The organism is Nocardioides kribbensis (assembly GCF_015070375.1).
GTDB lineage: Bacteria > Actinomycetota > Actinomycetes > Propionibacteriales > Nocardioidaceae > Nocardioides > Nocardioides kribbensis.
The window spans coordinates 375,156-393,921 of record NZ_JADCLL010000005.1 but is presented as its reverse complement, the minus strand read 5'-3'; the positions used below and the strand labels follow the sequence as shown (position 1 = coordinate 393,921).

Annotated in this window: 15 protein-coding genes; 14 read left to right on the top strand and 1 reads right to left on the bottom strand. The window is 74.2% G+C overall.

Annotated features, from left to right (window positions below):
• Positions 1–6: 6 nt before the first annotated feature.
• Positions 7–747, top strand: a complete 741-nt coding sequence (gene priA, locus IR170_RS13045) for a bifunctional 1-(5-phosphoribosyl)-5-((5-phosphoribosylamino)methylideneamino)imidazole-4-carboxamide isomerase/phosphoribosylanthranilate isomerase PriA (protein WP_056862522.1) — start codon at positions 7–9, stop codon at positions 745–747.
• Positions 744–1,505: an imidazole glycerol phosphate synthase subunit HisF gene (gene hisF, locus IR170_RS13040; RefSeq protein WP_056862523.1), complete on the top strand. Its 762-nt coding sequence runs from the start codon at positions 744–746 to the stop codon at positions 1,503–1,505. Before priA ends, hisF begins: the two co-directional genes overlap by 4 nt.
• A gap of 274 nt (positions 1,506–1,779) precedes the next feature.
• Here hisF and IR170_RS13035 read toward each other — a convergent pair whose 3' ends face one another.
• Positions 1,780–2,415, bottom strand: a complete 636-nt coding sequence (locus IR170_RS13035; protein WP_193664634.1) for a TIGR03085 family metal-binding protein — start codon at positions 2,413–2,415, stop codon at positions 1,780–1,782.
• A 184-nt stretch (positions 2,416–2,599) separates the two neighbouring features.
• Between IR170_RS13035 and IR170_RS13030 the strand changes: the two genes are divergently transcribed.
• The 12 genes from IR170_RS13030 (at position 2,600) to IR170_RS12975 (ending at position 18,748) form a co-directional block, all read left to right on the top strand.
• Complete coding sequence (locus tag IR170_RS13030) at positions 2,600–4,495, top strand: ABC transporter transmembrane domain-containing protein (protein WP_319805065.1); 1,896 nt, start codon at positions 2,600–2,602, stop codon at positions 4,493–4,495.
• Positions 4,492–6,384: an ABC transporter ATP-binding protein gene (locus IR170_RS13025; protein WP_319805064.1), complete on the top strand. Its 1,893-nt coding sequence runs from the start codon at positions 4,492–4,494 to the stop codon at positions 6,382–6,384. Before IR170_RS13030 ends, IR170_RS13025 begins: the two co-directional genes overlap by 4 nt.
• A 65-nt stretch (positions 6,385–6,449) precedes the next feature.
• Positions 6,450–6,812 carry a phosphoribosyl-AMP cyclohydrolase gene (gene hisI, locus IR170_RS13020; protein ID WP_056862944.1) on the top strand — a complete coding sequence of 121 codons (363 nt, stop codon included), beginning with the start codon at positions 6,450–6,452 and terminating at the stop codon, positions 6,810–6,812.
• Positions 6,805–7,470: a Trp biosynthesis-associated membrane protein gene (locus IR170_RS13015; protein ID WP_193664632.1), complete on the top strand. Its 666-nt coding sequence runs from the start codon at positions 6,805–6,807 to the stop codon at positions 7,468–7,470. Before hisI ends, IR170_RS13015 begins: the two co-directional genes overlap by 8 nt.
• Positions 7,471–7,641: 171 nt before the next feature.
• Positions 7,642–7,842, top strand: a complete 201-nt coding sequence (locus tag IR170_RS13010; protein WP_056862526.1) for an HGxxPAAW family protein — start codon at positions 7,642–7,644, stop codon at positions 7,840–7,842.
• Between the two features lie 116 nt (positions 7,843–7,958).
• Positions 7,959–8,282 carry a DUF2752 domain-containing protein gene (locus IR170_RS13005; RefSeq protein WP_251531144.1) on the top strand — a complete coding sequence of 108 codons (324 nt, stop codon included), beginning with the start codon at positions 7,959–7,961 and terminating at the stop codon, positions 8,280–8,282.
• 184 nt (positions 8,283–8,466) lie between these two features.
• Positions 8,467–9,249 carry an indole-3-glycerol phosphate synthase TrpC gene (gene trpC / locus IR170_RS13000; protein ID WP_056862528.1) on the top strand — a complete coding sequence of 261 codons (783 nt, stop codon included), beginning with the start codon at positions 8,467–8,469 and terminating at the stop codon, positions 9,247–9,249.
• Entirely contained in the window at positions 9,246–10,568 is a 1,323-nt protein-coding gene (trpB, locus tag IR170_RS12995) for a tryptophan synthase subunit beta (protein ID WP_193664630.1), read from the top strand. Before trpC ends, trpB begins: the two co-directional genes overlap by 4 nt.
• Complete coding sequence (gene trpA / locus IR170_RS12990; RefSeq protein WP_193664628.1) at positions 10,565–11,500, top strand: tryptophan synthase subunit alpha; 936 nt, start codon at positions 10,565–10,567, stop codon at positions 11,498–11,500. The genes trpB and trpA overlap by 4 nt, the downstream gene beginning before the upstream one ends.
• Positions 11,490–12,470: a prolipoprotein diacylglyceryl transferase gene (lgt, locus tag IR170_RS12985; protein WP_251531140.1), complete on the top strand. Its 981-nt coding sequence runs from the start codon at positions 11,490–11,492 to the stop codon at positions 12,468–12,470. Before trpA ends, lgt begins: the two co-directional genes overlap by 11 nt.
• A gap of 277 nt (positions 12,471–12,747) precedes the next feature.
• A complete protein-coding gene (gene gltB / locus IR170_RS12980) occupies positions 12,748–17,292 on the top strand; it encodes a glutamate synthase large subunit (protein WP_193664626.1) in 4,545 nt (1,514 codons plus the stop codon).
• On the top strand, positions 17,285–18,748 hold the full coding sequence (locus IR170_RS12975) for a glutamate synthase subunit beta (RefSeq protein WP_056904503.1): 1,464 nt from the start codon (positions 17,285–17,287) through the stop codon (positions 18,746–18,748). Before gltB ends, IR170_RS12975 begins: the two co-directional genes overlap by 8 nt.
• Positions 18,749–18,766: the final 18 nt, after the last annotated feature.

Below are 18,766 nucleotides of genomic sequence, written 5' to 3'. Positions count from 1 at the left end.
ACCCTGATGTCCGACCACCTCGAGCTCCTCCCCGCCGTCGACATCGCCGGCGGCCAGGCCGTCCAGCTGGTGCAGGGCGTCGCCGGCTCCGAGAAGCGCTTCGGCGACCCCGTCGAAGCGGCGCTGCGCTGGCAGGAGGCCGGCGCGGAGTGGATCCACCTCGTCGACCTCGACGCCGCCTTCGGGCGCGGGCACAACCGCGAGCTGCAGGCCCGCATCGTCGGCACCCTCGACATCGACGTGGAGATGAGCGGCGGCATCCGCGACGACGAGTCGTTGGCCGCGGCGATGGCGGCCGGCTGCCGCCGCGTCAACATCGGCACCGCCGCCCTCGAGCAGCCCGAGTGGTGCGCCCGGGCCATCGCCGAGCACGGCGACCGGGTCGCGGTCGGCCTCGACGTGCGCGGCCGCACCCTGGCGGCGCGCGGCTGGACCCAGGACGGCGGCGACCTCTACGACGTGCTGACCCGGCTCGACGCCGAGGGCTGCGCGCGCTACGTCGTCACCGACGTCAACAAGGACGGCATGCTCCAGGGCCCCAACCTGCAGCTGCTGCAGGACGTCTGCGCGGCCACCGACCGCCCGGTCGTCGCCTCCGGCGGCATCACCGAGCTGGCCGACCTCGAGGCCCTCATGGGCCTGGTCGGCAGCGGCGTCGAGGGCGCGATCATCGGCACCGCGCTCTACGAGGGCCGCTTCACCCTCGTCGACGCCCTGGCCCTGACCCGGCCGGGAGGCGTGTCGTGACCCTCGCGGTGCGGGTCATCCCGTGCCTCGACGTCGACGGCGGCCGGGTGGTCAAGGGCATCAACTTCACCGAGCTGCGCGACGCCGGGGACCCCGTCGAGCTGGCCCGCACCTACGACGCCGAGGGCGCCGACGAGCTGACCTTCCTCGACATCTCCGCCTCCCACGAGGGCCGCGCGACCACGATGGAGGTGGTCTCGCGCTGCGCCGAGGAGGTCTTCATCCCCCTCACCGTCGGCGGGGGAGTCTCCTCGACCGCCGACGTCGACCGGCTGCTGCGCGCCGGGGCCGACAAGGTCGCGGTCAACACCGCCGCCATCCGTCGCCCCGAGCTCGTCGCCGAGATCGCCGACCGCTTCGGCAACCAGGTGCTCGTGCTGTCGGTCGACGCCCGTCGTGCCGCCGGCACCGACTCGGGCTTCGAGGTCACCACCCACGGCGGTCGGCAGTCCTCGGGCCTCGACGCGCTGGCCTGGGCCGTGCGCGCCGCCGAGCTGGGCGCGGGCGAGATCCTGCTCAACGCCATGGACGCCGACGGCACCCAGGACGGCTTCGACCTCGACCTCATCGCCGCCGTGCGGCGCGAGGTGGCGATCCCGGTGATCGCCTCCGGCGGCGCCGGGCGCCTGGAGCACTTCGCCCCCGCCGTCGACGCCGGCGCCGACGCCGTGCTCGCCGCCACCGTGTTCCACTTCGGCACCCTGCGCGTGGGCGAGGTCAAGAACGCGCTCGCCGCCACCGGTCACCCGGTGCGCTGAGACCCGGCGCCGGGCCCTGGTGCTGGCATCCGCTGCCGGGCCCTGGTGCTGGGACACGGCGCTGGGACCGGGCGCTGCGACCGGGCGCTGGGACCGGGCGCTGCGACACGGCGCTGGGACCGGGCTCGAGGGACCGGGCCGGGCGTGCACGCCGCCCCGCCAGCCCCACCCGTCACACCGGTCGGCCCGGACCCGCACCTGTCGCCCGACGCGTGGGCCGACAGGTGCGGGTTTCACCAGCCGGCTGGTGAAACCCGCCGCCCGCCGCCAGCCCTCAGCAGGCGAACCCGGCGGCGCGGAACGCCGCGACCCGGTCGGGCGGGCCGTCGACGGTGACGCCGCGGACCTGGTCGCGACCCGAGAGCAGCAGGGCCAGCTCGACCGGGGCGCCGGTGACCACCACGGGGTCGGCGCCGGCGCGCAGCGTCGTACGACGCCCGGAGTCGGCGTCGCGGACCTGCACCGGCACACCGGCGGGGCGCACGAGCAGCCGCCCGAGGCCGCCGAGGGAGCCCCACACCACGGCGGCGTCGGCGGGCGCCAGGGCGCGCGGCTGCCAGCCGGGCTGCGCGCGCCGGACGTCCTCGTGGTGGATGAGGAACTCCAGCGTGTTCGCCACCCGCTCCACCGGCCGCAGGCGGTACGGCGTCAGCCCGGGGTCGCGCAGCCGCTCGACCAGCTGCGGCAGCGGCCGCCGGCGGGCGCGCGCGACGGCCCGGTCGGCCAGGCCCGCCAGCGGCGGCACCACCGCGCCGAGCGCCGCGACGGGGGAGGTCTCGCGCACCAGGCAGTGGGCGACGAGGTCGGCCACCGCCCACCCCTCGCACAGCGTGGGCGCCTCGGGACCGAGCTCGAGGGCGAGGTCGCACAGGGCGTGGCGCTCGCGCCGGGCCAGCAGCAGGTCGCTCATGACCCGAGCCTAGGCAGCGGCACCCACCGCCCGCCCCGGGGCCGGGCGGCGACCGGGATTCGGGGCCTGTCGGCGCCCGGGAATAGCGTGCGTGACGCGGGAGGTTCTCCTGCGGCCCCCGAGCGCTCCCGCAGGTCCTGCGGAGCGCGGGGCCCCCGGCACCCGAGCGCAGGACGGACGGCACGTGACGCAGACCCAGGAGCGGATCGACCGCGACGCCGCCGAGATGGCCTCGTCGCGGGCCTCCACCACCCGCGACGGGTTCGGCGTGCTGTTCGTGGCCATCAAGCGCGAGCCGTGGATCTTCACGCTCTCCACCCTGGGCAGCGTGCTCTTCGGGGCGCTCACGGTCGCCGACGCCTGGGTGCTCGGCTGGTCGACCGACCACGTGGTGCTGCCGGCCTTCCGCGACGGCGAGATCGACGGCAGCCTGCTGTGGGCGATCCTCGGGCTCTTCGTCGCGGTCGCGATCCTGCGGGCGGTCGGGATCGTCGCGCGCCGCCTCGGCGCCGGGATCATGCAGTACCGCATGCAGGCCCACACCCGCCGTGCGGTGACGCGGCAGTACCTCCAGCTCCCGATGGAGTGGCACCAGCGCCACCCCACCGGCCAGCTGCTCTCCAACGCCAACTCCGACGTCGAGGCCGCGTGGGGCCCGATCGCGCCGCTGCCGATGGCGGTGGGCACCGTGGCGATGATGGTGATCGCGGTGGCCCAGATGCTGGTGGCCGACCTCGTGCTCGCGCTCGTCGGCCTCCTGGTCTTCCCCGCCGTGATCGCGGCCAACCTGGCCTACCAGCGCCTCGCCTCGCCCCTGATGACGCGCGCCCAGCAGCTGCGTGCGGAGGTCAGCGAGATCGCCCACGAGTCCTTCGACGGCGCGATGGTGGTCAAGACCCTGGGCCGCGAGCCCCAGGAGACCGAGCGCTTCGCGGCCAAGGCCCTGGAGCTGCGCGACGTCAACATCCGCGCCGGGCGCATCCGCGCGGCCTTCGACCCGACCCTGGCCGCGCTGCCCAACCTCGGCGTGCTCGTCGTGCTGGCCGTCGGCGTGCAGCGCGTGCTCACCGGGGCCACCGACGCCGGCGACGTGGTCACGGTGGCCTACCTGCTGACCATCGTCTCCTTCCCGATCCGCTCCATCGGCTGGCTGCTCGGTGAGTTCCCCCGCAGCGTGGTCGGCTTCCGCCGGGTCTCCTCGGTGCTCGACGCCACGGGCGAGATGGTCTACGGCGAGCACGCCGTCACGCCCGCGTCCGGCGCCGGCGGCGGCGCCCGCCTCGAGGTCGACGCGCTGGCCTACGCCTACGACCCGGCGCAGCCGCTGCTGCAGGACGTGTCGTTCACCGTGGAGCCCGGCCGCACCGTGGCCCTGGTCGGCGCCACCGCGTCGGGCAAGAGCACCCTCACCTCCCTGGTGACCCGTCTGGTCGACCCCGACGCCGGCCGGGTCCTCCTCGACGGCACCGACGTGCGCGACCTCGCCGCCGGCGAGCTGTCGCGCGCCGTCGCCGTGGTGCCCCAGACCGCCTTCCTCTTCGACGACACGGTGCGCGGCAACGTCGCCCTCGGCGACGAGCTCGACGACGAGACCGTCTGGGAGGCGCTGCGCGCGGCGCAGGCCGACGGCTTCGTCGCGGCGCTGCCGCACGGCCTCGACACCCGCCTCGGCGAGCGCGGCACGTCGCTGTCCGGCGGGCAGCGCCAGCGGCTCTCGCTGGCCCGGGCCCTCGTGCGCCGGCCCCGCCTCATGGTGCTCGACGACGCGACCTCCGCGGTCGACCCCGAGGTCGAGGCCCGCATCCTCGCCGCCCTGCGCGACGGCTCCGGGGGTGCGAGCCTCCTGGTCGTCGCCTACCGCAAGGCCACCATCGGCCTGGCCGACGAGGTCGTGCACCTCGAGGGCGGCCGGATCGTGGACCGCGGCACCCACCGCGAGCTCCTGGCCCGCAGCGCCTCCTACGCCCGCCTGGTCAACGCCTACGAGACCGAGGACCACGCGCCCTCTGCCAGGACCGACCAGCCGACCGACCAGCCGACCGACCAGCCGACCGACGCCACCACCGGAGGCACCCTGTGAGCCGCACCGAGACCGACGCCGCCACCGGCCCCGGCGGTCCCGCGCGCGGCGGGCGCCCGGACGCGGCCGGCCCCGCCGACGGGGCCGGCCGTGAGGACGCGCACGCCGCGACGACCATGGACACCGGCGAGGAGATGAAGGCGCTGGAGACCATCCGGCGCGGCATCCACTTCTCACCCGAGCTCACCGACGGCATCCGCGGCACGCTGCTGCTCGCCGTCCTCGCCTCGGTCGGGCAGGTGATCGTGCCCATCGCGGTGCAGCAGACCCTCGACCGGGGGCTGGGCCGCGCCGGCGGGCCCGACGTGTCCTTCACGGTGTGGATGGGCGTGGCCGCCGCCCTCGCCCTGGTCCTCACCAGCTGGGCCTCCTACGCCATGACGTCGCGGCTGTTCACGACCTCCGAGCGGGGCCTGGCCACGCTGCGGGTCAAGGCCTTCCGCCACGTGCACGACCTGCCCCTGCTGACCCAGAACACCGAGCGCCGCGGGGCGCTGGTCTCCCGCGTCACCAGCGACGTCGACCAGGTCAGCCAGTTCCTGGTCTTCGGCGGGCTGCTCTTCGTGGTGAGCGTCGGCCAGGTGCTCATCGCCACCATCGTGATGCTGTTCTACAGCTGGCAGCTGGCGCTGGTCGTGTGGGTCGCCTTCGCGCCCCTCTTCCTCTCGCTGCGCTTCTTCCAGCGCAAGCTCTCCGACGCCTACGGCACCGTGCGCCGCCAGGTCGGCCTGCTGCTCTCGGCCATCGCCGAGCCGGTGGTCGGCGCGGCGGTGGTGCGTTCCTACTCGGTGCAGTCGCGCACCCAGCGCCGCATCGACGAGGCCATCGACGCCCACAAGGCGGCCAGCACCCGCGCCCAGGGCTTCACCGCCGTCTCCTTCTCCCTCGGTGGCATCTCCGCGGGCCTGGCCAACGCCGGCGTGCTCATCGTCGGGATCTGGCTGGGCTTCGCCGACGACATCACCGCCGGCGAGGTGCTCGCCTTCGCCTTCCTCGTCACCCTCTTCGTCGGCCCGGTCCAGCTCGGCACGCAGATCCTCACCGACGCCCAGAACGCCATCGCCGGCTGGCGCCGGGTCATCGGCATCCTCGACACGCCGGCCGACCTGGTCGACCCCGGCGCCGACGGCGTCGCGCTCCCGCGCGGCCCGATCGACGTGCGCTTCGACGACGTCACCTTCGCCTACCCCGGCGGGCAGCCGGTGCTGCGCGACGTCGACCTGGCCCTCGACGCCGGCACCCGCGTGGCGATCGTCGGCGAGACCGGCTCGGGCAAGTCCACCTTCGCCAAGCTGCTGACCCGCCTGATGGACCCCTCCGAGGGCCGGGTGCTCCTCGACGGCGTCGACGTACGCCGGATCGCCGAGGCCTCGCTGCGCAGCAGCGTGGTGCTCGTGCCGCAGGAGGGCTTCCTCTTCGACGACACGCTGCTGGCCAACGTCCGCTACGGCCGTCTCGACGCCACCGAGGCCGACGTGCTCGCGAGCGCCGACGAGCTCGGCCTCGGCGACTGGCTCGCGGGCCTGCCGCAGGGCCTGGCCACCCGGGTCGGGCAGCGCGGCGAGTCGCTGTCGGCGGGGGAGCGCCAGCTGGTGGCGCTGCTGCGGGCCCACCTGGCCGACCCCGACCTGCTGGTGCTCGACGAGGCGACCAGCGCGGTCGACCCCGCCCTGGAGATGCGCATCGGGCGCGCGCTCGAGCGGCTGATGAGCGGTCGCACCTCGGTGACCATCGCCCACCGTCTCTCCACCGCCGAGAACGCCGACGAGGTCGTGGTCGTCGACCGCGGTCGGGTGGTCCAGCGCGGCCCGCACGACCGACTGGTCACCGAGGCCGGCTCGGTCTACGCCGGGCTGCACGCCTCCTGGGTCGCCCAGCAGGGCGCCTGAGCCCGGGTGGTCGGGGGCCGCACCTCGATGCGGTCCGGCGCCCGCCGCCGGGCGATACTGGGGTGGTGAGCACCCTCGATCCCGCCGTCGCCGCCCGCCTCAAGCGCACCCCCGACGGGCTGGTGCCGGCGGTGGTGCAGCAGCACGACACCGGCGAGGTGCTGATGCTGGGCTGGATGGACGACGAGGCCCTGGCGCGCACGCTGAGCACCGGCCGGGCGACCTACTGGTCGCGCTCCCGGCAGGAGTACTGGGTCAAGGGCGACACCTCCGGGCACCTGCAGTGGGTGCGCGAGGTGCGCCTCGACTGCGACGGCGACACCCTCCTGCTCAAGGTCGACCAGGTCGGCGCCGCCTGCCACACCGGCGACCGCACCTGCTTCGACGCCGACCTGCTGCCCGCCGTCGTGGGTGAGCCCCGTGGCTGAGCCCACCGGCGGGCCCACCGGCGGGCCCACCGGCGCCGGCACCTCCGGGGACGCCGGCCGGAGCGCCGCGACCACGCCGCAGCGCACCCGGGGCCGACGCCTCTTCGCCCCGGTGGTCCTGGCCGGCCTCGCCTCGGCCGGACTCGCGGCCGTGGCGGGAGCCCGGCCGTGGGTGCAGCCCGAGGGCGGGAGCGGGTCCGACGCGGCCATCGGCTACGCCGTCACCGGCACCGACCCGGGGGAGTCGCCGGTGGTGACCTCGCTGGCGCTGGTGCTGCTGGCCTGCTGGGGCGTCGTGCTCGTCGCCCGCGGGCGCGCCCGGCGCGCCGTCGCCGTGCTGGGGGCGCTCGCCTCGCTCGGGGCGGTCGTGGCGGCGGTCTCCGCGTGGCTGACCCTCGACGACGCGGTGGCCGACGCGCTCGGTCCGGCCGGCGGGGGCACCGAGCACACGTGGTGGTCCTACGTCGGCGTCCTGGCCTGCCTCGCCGCGGCCGGCGTGGCGCTGCCCGCCGTACGCCTGGTGCGGGAGTGGCCGGAGATGGGCACGCGCTACGACACCCCCCAGGGCGGCGCCGCCCCGACCCGGGTCTCCACCGAGGACGCCACCAACCTCGACCTCTGGAAGGCCATCGACGAGGGACGCGACCCGACGGCCTGATCCGACGGCCTGACCCGACGGCCCGACCCGACGGCCCGGCGTGACGCCGGCCTCGCCGGGGGCGCTGGCGCGGCGAGGCCCCCGACGCCGCCCGGGGGACCGCCCCTACACTGGCCTCGACGTCCTGCGACGAGATCCGACCGCACCCGCCGCACCCCGAGGAGCACCCGCATGTCCAACAACCACGGCAACACCCCCGCAGCCTGGAGCGCGGTCGTGGTGGGTCTCCTCGGCTTCGTCGTCGGCGGGATCGGGCTCATGCTCGACCCGGTCAGCATGACGATCTTCTACGTCGGCCTGGCCATCATCCTGGCCGCGGGCGTCGTCTTCCTCGTCATGGCCAAGATGGGTCTGCACGAGTCATCGCACTGACCGAGGCCGCCGCCCCGACCGGACCGCGCCCGCGGCCGGGTCGCGAGCGTGCCGCCCGGCTCGCGGCCCCACTCGGGACCGCCGCCGGGCTGGCCCTGGCGGTCGCCGCGCTGCACGTGCGCGACCCGCACCGCGCCGGCAGCTGGGGGCTGTGCCCCTCGTCGCTGCTGGGGGTCTGGTGCCCCGGGTGCGGGGGGCTGCGCGCCGTCAACGACCTGACCCACGGCGACCTTGCGGCCGCCGCGTCGAGCAACCTGCTCCTCGTGCTGCTCGCCCCGGCGGCGCTCGCGCTCCTGGCCGTGTGGACCGTACGCCGATGGCAGGCGCGCCCGCTGCGGGGCGCGGCGACGGTGCCGGGCTGGTCGGTCGGCGCACTCCTCACGCTGGTCGCCGTCTTCACCGTGCTGCGCAACCTGCCCGGAGCGTGGCTGGCGCCCTGAGCCCGCCTGCCCCCGCCCCGCCCGGCGGGGCACCCACCGCCGCACGTGCACCACGACCGGCCACCACCACCGGCCACCACCACCGGCCACCACCGGCGGCGCCGCCCGTCGCCGCCCGACGACACCCGACGCGGCGCCCCGTGACAGACTCGGGGTGCCGACCCAGACCGACGAAGGACCGCTCATGTCCGTGCTCGACGACATCGTCGACGGCGTGCGCGCCGACCTCGCCGTCCGCGAGGCCGCCACGCCCCTGGCCGACCTGCGCGCCGCCCTGGCCGACGTCGACGCACCGCGCGACCCGATGCCGCACTTCCGCGCCGCCGGCTCGAGCGTGATCGCCGAGGTCAAGCGCCGCAGCCCCAGCAAGGGGGCGCTCGCCGACATCCCCGACCCCACCGTGCTGGCGCGCCACTACGCCGCCGGGGGAGCGGCCGCGATCAGCGTGCTCACCGAGGAGCGGCGCTTCGGAGGCAGCCTCGCCGACCTGCGGGCGGTGCGCGCTGCGGTCGGGACCCCGCTGCTGCGCAAGGACTTCATCGTCACGACCTACCAGCTCGTCGAGGCCCGTGCGGCCGGCGCCGACCTGGCGCTGCTCATCGTCGCCGCCCTCGACCACGACACGCTGCACCGTCTGCACGACGAGGCGCGCGAGCTGGGCCTCACCGTGCTGGTGGAGGTCCACGACGAGGCCGAGACCGAGCGGGCCGTGGAGCTGGGCGCCGAGCTCGTGGGCGTCAACGCCCGCAACCTCAAGACCCTCCAGATCGACAGCGACACCTTCGGGCGCCTCGCGCCGCTGGTGCCCGACGACCGGGTCCTCGTGGCCGAGTCGGGCATCTTCGGCGTCGAGGACGTCCGCCGCTTCGTCGGCGAGGGGGCCCGCGCGGTCCTCGTCGGCGAGGCCCTCGTCAAGGACGGCGACCCCGAGGCCGCCGTCCACCGCCTGACAGGAGTGATGGCATGACCACGCAGGTGCACCGGCCCACGTCCCACGACGCCGACGAGCGCGGCTGGTTCGGCGACCCCGCCGACGGCGGCTTCGGCGGTCGCTTCATGCCCGAGGCGCTCGTCGCGGCCCTCGACGAGCTCACCGTGGCCTGGCACGAGGCGATGGCCGACCCCACCTTCGTGGGGGAGTTCGACGCGATCCTGCGCGACTACGCCGGCCTGCCCAGCCCGCTCTACTTCGCCGAGCGCCTCAGCGACAAGGTCGGCGCCCGGATCCTGCTCAAGCGCGAGGACCTCAACCACACCGGCGCCCACAAGATCCGCAACGTGCTGGGCCAGGCCCTGCTCACCAAGCGGATGGGCAAGACCCGCGTGATCGCCGAGACCGGCGCCGGCCAGCACGGCGTGGCCAGCGCGACCGCCGCGGCGTACTTCGGCCTGGACTGCACCGTCTACATGGGCGCCGTCGACACCCGCCGCCAGGCGCTCAACGTCGCGCGGATGCACCTGCTCGGCGCCAAGGTCGTGCCCGTGGAGTCGGGCAGCGCGACGCTGAAGGACGCCATCAACGAGGCCCTGCGCGACTGGGTCGCCAGCGTCGACCACACCGCCTACCTCTTCGGCACCGCCGCGGGGCCGCACCCGTTCCCGAGCATGGTGCGGGACTTCACCCGCGGCATCGGCGACGAGGCCCGCGCCCAGTGCCTGGAGCAGTACGGCGCCCTGCCCGACGCCATCGCGGCCTGCGTCGGCGGCGGCTCCAACGCGATCGGGCTCTTCACCGCCTTCCTCGACGACGACGACGTCGCCATCTACGGCTTCGAGCCCGGCGGCGAGGGCGTCGACACCCCCCGCCACGCCGCGACCATCCACGCCGGCGCCCGCGGCGTCCTCCACGGCGCGCGCACCTACGTGCTTCAGGACGACGACGGCCAGACCGTCGAGTCGCACTCCATCTCCGCCGGCCTGGACTACCCCGGCGTGGGCCCCCAGCACGCCCACCTCTCGGCGACGGGGCGCGCGACCTACCTCCCGGTCACCGACGACGAGGCGATGCAGGCCATGGCCCTGCTCAGCCGCACCGAGGGCATCATCCCCGCCATCGAGACCGCCCACGCCGTGGCGGGCGCGATCCGCGTCGCCGAGCGGCTGGCGGCCGAGAAGGGACCCGAGGCCACCGTGCTGGTCAACCTCTCGGGGCGCGGCGATAAGGACATGGGCACCGCGATCGAGTACTTCGGCCTGGGCGACCCCGCCCGGGTCGCGGAGCAGCCCGTCGGCGGCTCGGCGGCCGACGCCGAGGGCCACGGCAGCGGCGAGGGGGAGCAGAAGTGAGCTCGCCCGGCCCCTCCGCCGCGACCCCGGGAGCCGGCTCCGGTCCCCGGGTCGACGCACCCCCCACCACGGCCCGTGCGGCCGACGCCGCCGCCGCGGTCACCGGGTCGGGCGCCCCGGCCGGCACCACGGCCGGCTCCGCCTTCGCCGCGGCCCGCGCCGAGGGGCGCGCCGCCCTCGTGGGCTACCTGCCCGCCGGGTTCCCCGACGTGGCCGGCGGCATCGAGGCCCTGCGGGTCATGGTCGACTCCGGCTGCGACGTCATCGAGGTCGGCGCGCCCTACACCGACCCGGTCATGGACGGCCCCACCATCCAGGCCGCGGCCCAGCAGGCGCTCGAGCGCGGCTACCGCACCAGCGACGTCCTGCGCACGGTCGAGGCCGTCGCCGCCACCGGCGTGCCGACCGTGGTGATGACCTACTGGAACCCCGTCGAGCGCTACGGCGTGCCGCGCTTCGCCGCCGACCTCGCCTCGGCCGGTGGGGCCGGGCTGATCACCCCCGACCTCACCCCCGACTTCGCCCCGGAGTGGATCGCCGCCGCCGACCAGCACGGTCTCGACAAGGTCTTCCTCGTGGCGCCGTCGTCGACCGACGAGCGCATCGCGATGACCACCGCGGCGTGCCGCGGCTTCGTCTACGCCACCGCCGTCATGGGCGTGACCGGGGCCCGCACCACCACGAGCGACCTGGCCGGCCCCCTCGTGTCGCGCGCGCGCTCCCTGGCCCCCGAGGGCCTCCCGGTCGGCGTCGGCCTCGGCGTCGGCAGCGGCGACCAGGCCGCCGAGGTCGCCTCCTACGCCGACGGCGTCATCGTGGGCTCGGCGTTCGTGCGCACGCTGCTCGACCATCCCGACGACCGCGCGGCCGGCCTGCGGGCGCTGGCCGCCCTCACCGAGGACCTGGCCGGGGGAGTGCGTCGTGGTCGCTGACCTGCTGCCGCAGCTCGCGGCCACCGGCGTGCCGTGGTCGATCCCGAGCCCGGCCGACGGCACCTGGGACCTCGGCCCCGTGCCGATCCGGGGCTACGCCCTGTCGATCATCCTCGGCATCGTCGCCGCGATCTGGATCGGCGAGCGCCGCTGGGTGGCCCGCGGCGGGCGCCCGGGCGAGGTCCAGGACCTCGCGATCTGGGCCGTGCCCTTCGGGCTCGTCGGCGGCCGGCTGTACCACGTCGCCACCGACAGCGGGCTCTACTTCGGCGAGGGCCGCGACCCGTGGGCCGCGCTCTACATCTGGAACGGCGGCCTGGGCGTGTGGGGCGCAGTGGCCCTGGGCGCGGTCGGCGCGGTGATCGGCGCCCGCGTCGCCGGCATCCGGCTGCTGCCCGTGCTCGACGCCATGGCCCCCGGGGTGCTGGTGGCCCAGGCCCTCGGCCGCTGGGGCAACTGGTTCAACCAGGAGCTGTTCGGCGGACCGACCGACCTGCCGTGGGCGCTGCGGGTCAGCGACGACGTCGCCGCCGCCGCAGGCTACGCGCCAGGCACCACCTTCCACCCCACGTTCCTCTACGAGTTCGTCTGGAACCTGCTGGCCTTCGCGCTCGTCATCTGGGCCGACCGCCGCTTCCGGCTCGGCCACGGCCGGGTGGTCGCCCTCTACGTCATGGCCTACACCGCCGGGCGCGGCTGGATCGAGATGCTGCGCATCGACGACGTCGAGCTCTCCGACGTGGGCGGCCTGCGCTTCAACGTGTGGGTCTCGATCGTGCTCTTCGTGCTCGCGCTGGCCTACTTCGTGCTCAGCGCCCGGCGCCACCCGGGCCGCGAGGAGGAGGTCTACCTCGCCGGCCGCGGTCCGGACGCCGCCGGCGCCGGCAGCAGGCCCGACTCCTCCGACCCCGCCGACCCGGCGGGCGAGACCCCCGGCACCCGGGTCGACGACCCGCCGGGCACCCGCTGACCCGTCTCACCTGACGTACGCCGCAGCGCTGCCGGCCGGGTGCCGCGAAACGCAGTGGTAACCTGAGCCTGCCGCGAGGGCCAGCGTCGTCCCCTCCACCGCGGTGCCTGGAGCCTCGTAGGATCACCGTGCCGGCCTCGCCCGGCGCGACCCTCGCTCGACACCCGCTCCACCCCCTGCCCCACCCCCGGCCGCCTCCTCAGCCCCACCACCTCGGACCTTCCCGGCCCGGTGTGCGTCGAGGAGCCCGGCTCAGACGACGACGGGAGAACGACCGGTGCCGTACCAGCACGCATTCCCGCCGCCCCAAGGGCTCTACGACCCCGCGCACGAGCACGACGCGTGCGGTGTGGCTTTCGTGGCAACCCTGACCGGCGTCGCCAGCCATGACATCGTCCGCAAGGGCATCATCGCCCTGCTGAACCTCGACCACCGTGGTGCCGCCGGTGCCGAGCCGAACTCCGGCGACGGTGCGGGCATCCTGATCCAGGTGCCCGACGCGTTCCTGCGCGAGGTGGTCGACTTCGAGCTGCCGCCGCAGCACGCCTACGCCGTCGGCACGGCCTTCCTGCAGGGTGACGGCGACCAGGTCGCGGCCACCCGCGCCGCGATCGAGGCCATCGCCGCCGAGGAGGGCCTCGACGTCCTCGGCTGGCGCGACGTGCCGGTCGACCCCAGCTCGCTGGGCTCCACCGCCCGCGGGGTCATGCCGACCTTCGCGCAGCTCTTCGTGGCCGGTGCCGGCGCCCGCGTGACCGGCATGGGCCTGGAGCGCCTCGCCTTCGTGCTGCGCAAGCGCGCCGAGCACGAGACCGACGTCTACTTCCCGTCGCTGTCCTCGCGCACGCTGGCCTACAAGGGCATGCTCACCCCGGCGCAGCTCGACGAGGTCTACCCCGACCTCAAGGACGAGCGCGTCGCCTCGGCGATGGCCGTGGTGCACTCGCGCTTCTCCACCAACACCTTCCCGAGCTGGCCGCTGTCGCACCCGTTCCGGTTCATCGCCCACAACGGCGAGATCAACACGGTGATGGGCAACCGCAACTGGATGCGCGCTCGCGAGGCCCTGCTGTCCTCCGACCTCATCCCGGGCGACCTCGAGCGGCTCTACCCGATCTGCACGCTGGGCGCCTCCGACTCCGCGTCGTTCGACGAGGTGCTCGAGCTGCTGCACATGGGCGGCCGCTCGCTGCCCCACTCGGTGCTGATGATGATCCCGGAGGCGTGGGAGAACCACACCGAGATGGACGAGGCGCGCCGCGCCTTCTACTCCTTCCACTCCAACATGATGGAGCCGTGGGACGGGCCCGCCTGCGTCGTCTTCACCGACGGCTCGCAGATCGGCGCGGTGCTCGACCGCAACGGCCTGCGCCCCTCGCGCTACTGGGTCACCGACGACGGCCTGGTCGTGCTGGCCTCCGAGGTCGGCGTGCTCGACCTCGACCCCGCCTCGATCGTGCGCAAGGGCCGGCTCCAGCCGGGCCGGATGTTCCTCGTCGACACCGACGAGCACCGCATCATCGAGGACGAGGAGATCAAGGCCGAGCTCGCCGCCGAGCACCCCTATGACGAGTGGCTCCACGCCGGCCTCATCCACCTCGACGACATCCCCGAGCGCGAGCACGTCGTGCACACCCACGCCTCGGTGACGCGTCGCCAGCAGGTCTTCGGCTACACCGAGGAGCAGCTGCGCGTGCTGCTGACCCCGATGGCCAACACCGGCGCCGAGCCGATCGGTTCCATGGGCACCGACACCCCCATCGCGGCGCTGAGCGAGAAGCCGCGGCTGCTCTTCGACTACTTCGCGCAGCTCTTCGCGCAGGTCACCAACCCGCCGCTCGACGCGATCCGCGAGGAGCTCGTCACCTCCCTCAACGGCACCATCGGCCCGGAGTCGAACCTCCTCGACCCCACGCCGGCCTCCTGCCGGCAGGTCGTGCTGCCCTTCCCGGTCATCTCCAACGACGACCTGGCGAAGATCCGCCACATCAACCGTGACGGCGACATGCCGGGCTTCATCACCCACGTCTCCCGCGGCCTCTACGAGGTCGAGGGCGGCGGCGCCGCGATGGCCGCGCGGATCGAGGAGATCTGCCAGGAGGTCAGCACCGCGATCGCCGACGGCGCCCGCATCATCGTGCTCTCCGACCGCCACTCCACCGCCGAGCTCGCGCCGATCCCGTCGCTGCTGCTCACCGGTGCGGTCCACCACCACCTGGTGCGCGAGAAGACCCGCACCCAGGTCGGCCTGCTCGTCGAGGCCGGCGACGTCCGCGAGGTCCACCACGTGGCGCTCCTGGTCGGCTACGGCGCGGCCGCGGTCAACCCCTACCTGGCCATGGAGTCGGTCGAGGACCTCGCCCGCGAGGGCTACTACGTCACCGCCGACCCCGAGAAGGCCATGGCCAACCTGGTCAAGGCCCTCGGCAAGGGCGTGCTCAAGGTGATGTCGAAGATGGGCGTCTCCACCGTCGCCTCCTACACCGGCGCGCAGATCTTCGAGGCCGTCGGGCTCTCGCAGGCCGTGGTCGACAAGTACTTCACCGGCACGACCTCCAAGCTCGGCGGCATCGAGCTGGACACCATCGCCGAGGAGGTCGCGCGCCGGCACGCCACGGCGTACCCGCGCGGCGGCATCCTCCAGGCCCACCGCGAGCTGGAGACCGGCGGGGAGTACCAGTGGCGCCGCGACGGCGAGCCGCACCTGTTCGACCCCGAGACGGTCTTCCGCCTCCAGCACTCCACGCGGGCCGGTCGCTACGACGTCTTCAAGCAGTACACCCAGCGCGTCGACGAGCAGGCCGAGCGCCTGATGACGCTGCGCGGGCTGTTCCGCTTCAAGGACGGCGGGGCCACCGGACGCACCCCGGTGCCGATCGAGGAGGTCGAGCCGGTCTCGGAGATCGTCAAGCGCTTCTCCACCGGCGCGATGTCCTACGGCTCGATCAGCGGGGAGGCCCATGAGACCCTCGCCATCGCGATGAACCGCCTCGGCGGCAAGTCCAACACCGGCGAGGGCGGCGAGGACCCCGCGCGCCTCTACGACCCCGAGCGCCGCAGCTCGATCAAGCAGGTCGCCAGCGGCCGCTTCGGCGTGACCTCGGAGTACCTCACCAACGCCGACGACATCCAGATCAAGATGGCGCAGGGCGCGAAGCCCGGCGAGGGCGGGCAGCTGCCCGGCCACAAGGTCTACCCGTGGGTGGCCAAGACCCGCTACTCCACGCCGGGCGTGGGCCTCATCAGCCCGCCGCCGCACCACGACATCTACTCCATCGAGGACCTCGCCCAGCTGATCCACGACCTGAAGAACGCCAACCCGCAGGCGCGGGTGCACGTGAAGCTGGTCTCCGAGGTCGGCGTCGGCACGGTCGCGACGGGTGTGTCGAAGGCGCACGCCGACGTGGTGCTCATCTCCGGCCACGACGGCGGCACCGGCGCCTCGCCGCTGACCTCGCTCAAGCACGCCGGCGGTCCCTGGGAGCTCGGCCTGGCCGAGACCCAGCAGACCCTGCTGCTCAACGGTCTGCGCGACCGGATCGTCGTGCAGACCGACGGGCAGCTCAAGACCGGTCGCGACGTGGTCATCGCCGCCCTGCTGGGCGCCGAGGAGTACGGCTTCGCCACCGCACCGCTGGTGGTCTCGGGCTGCATCATGATGCGGGTCTGCCACCTCGACACCTGCCCGGTCGGCGTCGCGACGCAGAACCCCGTGCTGCGCGAGCGCTTCTCGGGCAAGCCGGAGTTCGTGGTGACCTTCTTCGAGTACATCGCCGAGGAGGTGCGCGAGATCCTCGCCGAGCTGGGCTTCCGCTCGCTCGACGAGGCCATCGGCCAGGTCGCCACGCTCGACGTCGAGCAGGCGGTGGAGCACTGGAAGGCCTCGGGTCTCGACCTGGCGCCGATCCTCCACGTGCCCGAGCTGCCCGAGGGCGCCGCGCTGCGCAACACCACCGGTCAGGACCACGGCCTCGACAAGGCGCTCGACGTCATCGAGCTGCTGCCGCTGGCCGAGCCGGCGCTGGAGCGCGGCGAGCCCGTGCGCGCCCAGGTCACGATCCGCAACGTCAACCGCACCGTCGGCACGATCCTGGGCCACGAGGTCACCAAGCGCCACGGTGGCGAGGGGCTGCCCGACGGCACGATCGACCTGACCTTCCTGGGGTCGGCCGGTCAGTCCTTCGGCGCGTTCCTGCCCCGCGGGATCACGCTGCGTCTGGAGGGCGACGCCAACGACTACGTCGGCAAGGGCCTCTCCGGCGGGCGGATCGTGGTGCGGCCCGACCGCGCGGCGACCTTCCGCTCGCAGGAGCAGATCATCGCCGGCAACACGATCGCCTACGGCGCCACCTCGGGCCAGGTCTACATCCGCGGCGGCGTCGGCGAGCGCTTCGCGGTGCGCAACTCGGGGGCCTGGCTGGTCACCGAGGGCGTGGGCGACCACGCCTGCGAGTACATGACCGGAGGGCGCGTGGCCGTGCTGGGCAAGACCGGGCGCAACTTCGCGGCCGGCATGTCCGGCGGCGTGGCCTGGGTGCTGGACCTCAAGGACTTCCGGGTCAACAAGGAGCTCGTGGAGCTCGGCCCGGTGACCGACGAGGCGGCCGCGGAGCTGCGCGAGATGGTCCGCGCCCACCACGAGGAGACCGGGTCGGAGGTGGCCGAGGAGCTGCTCGCCGACTGGGAGACCTCCCTGACCCGCTTCACCGAGGTCATGCCGCGCGACTACCGGATCGTGCTGGAGGCCAAGGCGAAGGCCGAGGCCGACGGGCTCGACGAGAACGACACCGCCAACGCGATGATGGAGGCCCTCCATGGCTGACCCGAAGGGATTCCTCAAGGAGGGGCGCAAGGTCGCGGAGCGACGCCCCGTCGAGGAGCGTGTGCACGACTGGAACGAGGTCTACCCCGACGGGATCGGCCGTGCGCTGCTGCCGATCATCACGCCCCAGGCCGGACGCTGCATGGACTGCGGCATCCCGTTCTGCCACCAGGGCTGCCCGCTGGGCAACATCATCCCGGAGTGGAACGACCTGGTCTGGCGCGACGACTGGGAGGGCGCCATCGAGCGTCTCCACGCGACCAACAACTTCCCGGAGTTCACCGGTCGCCTCTGCCCGGCTCCCTGCGAGACCGCCTGCGTGCTGGGCATCAACCAGGACCCCGTGACGATCAAGAACGTCGAGGTCTCGATCATCGACAAGGCCTGGGAGTCGGGCTTCGTGCGGCCCCAGCCCCCGGAGTGGCTCTCGGGCCGCACGGTCGCGGTCGTCGGCTCGGGCCCCGCAGGCCTGGCCGCCGCCCAGCAGCTCACCCGGGCCGGCCACACGGTCGCGGTCTACGAGCGGGCCGACAAGATCGGCGGGCTGCTGCGCTACGGCATCCCCGAGTTCAAGATGGAGAAGAAGCACCTCGACCGCCGCCTCGACCAGATGCGGCGCGAGGGCACCGTCTTCCGCCCCGGGGTCGACGTGGGCGGCGAGCTCACCGGCGAGAAGCTCAAGGACCGCTACGACGCGGTCGTGCTCGCGATGGGCTCGACCACCGCGCGCGAGCTCGACGTGCCGGGCCGCGACCTCGACGGCATCCACCAGGCCATGGACTTCCTGCCCCAGGCCAACCGGGCCGCGCTGGGGGAGCAGGTCGAGGGCCAGGTCACCGCGACCGACAAGCACGTCGTCATCATCGGCGGCGGCGACACCGGCGCCGACTGCCTCGGCACCTCGACGCGTCACGGCGCGGCCTCGATCACGCAGCTGGAGATCATGCCGGAGCCCCCGGGGGCACGGCCGAGCGGTCAGCCGTGGCCGACCTACCCGATGACGTTCAAGGTGTCCTCGGCCCACGAGGAGGCCGGCGAGCGGGTCTACTCGGTCTCCACGAAGCGCTTCGTCGGCACCGAGGGGCGCGTCACCGGCCTGGTGCTGGTCGACGTCGTCTTCGAGGGCGGCAAGCTCACCGAGATCGAGGGCACCGAGCGCGAGATCCCGGCCGACTTGGTGCTCTTCGCGATGGGCTTCACCGGCCCGGAGACCGCCGGCCTCGTCGAGCAGCTGGGCGTCGACCTCGACCAGCGCGGCAACGTCGCGCGCGACGCGTCGTACATGTCCTCGGTGCCGGGGGTCTTCGTGGCCGGCGACGCCGGTCGCGGCCAGTCGCTCATCGTGTGGGCCATCGCGGAGGGCCGCGCGGCCGCCTCGAAGGTCGACGAGTTCCTGACCGGCTCGACCACGCTGCCGGCGCCGGTGAAGCCCACCGACCGGCCGCTGACGGTCTGACCACCGCTGCTGCGCGCG

Bases quoted from the DNA above. Each gene is read 5' to 3' on its own strand.
- priA (WP_056862522.1), top strand. From the start codon at position 7: ATGTCCGACCACCTCGAGCTCCTCCCCGCCGTCGACATCGCCGGCGGC.
- IR170_RS13035 (WP_193664634.1), bottom strand. From the start codon at position 2,415: ATGAGCGACCTGCTGCTGGCCCGGCGCGAGCGCCACGCCCTGTGCGAC.
- IR170_RS13010 (WP_056862526.1), top strand. From the start codon at position 7,642: ATGTCCAACAACCACGGCAACACCCCCGCAGCCTGGAGCGCGGTCGTG.
- trpC (WP_056862528.1), top strand. From the start codon at position 8,467: ATGTCCGTGCTCGACGACATCGTCGACGGCGTGCGCGCCGACCTCGCC.
- trpB (WP_193664630.1), top strand. From the start codon at position 9,246: ATGACCACGCAGGTGCACCGGCCCACGTCCCACGACGCCGACGAGCGC.
- IR170_RS12975 (WP_056904503.1), top strand. From the start codon at position 17,285: ATGGCTGACCCGAAGGGATTCCTCAAGGAGGGGCGCAAGGTCGCGGAG.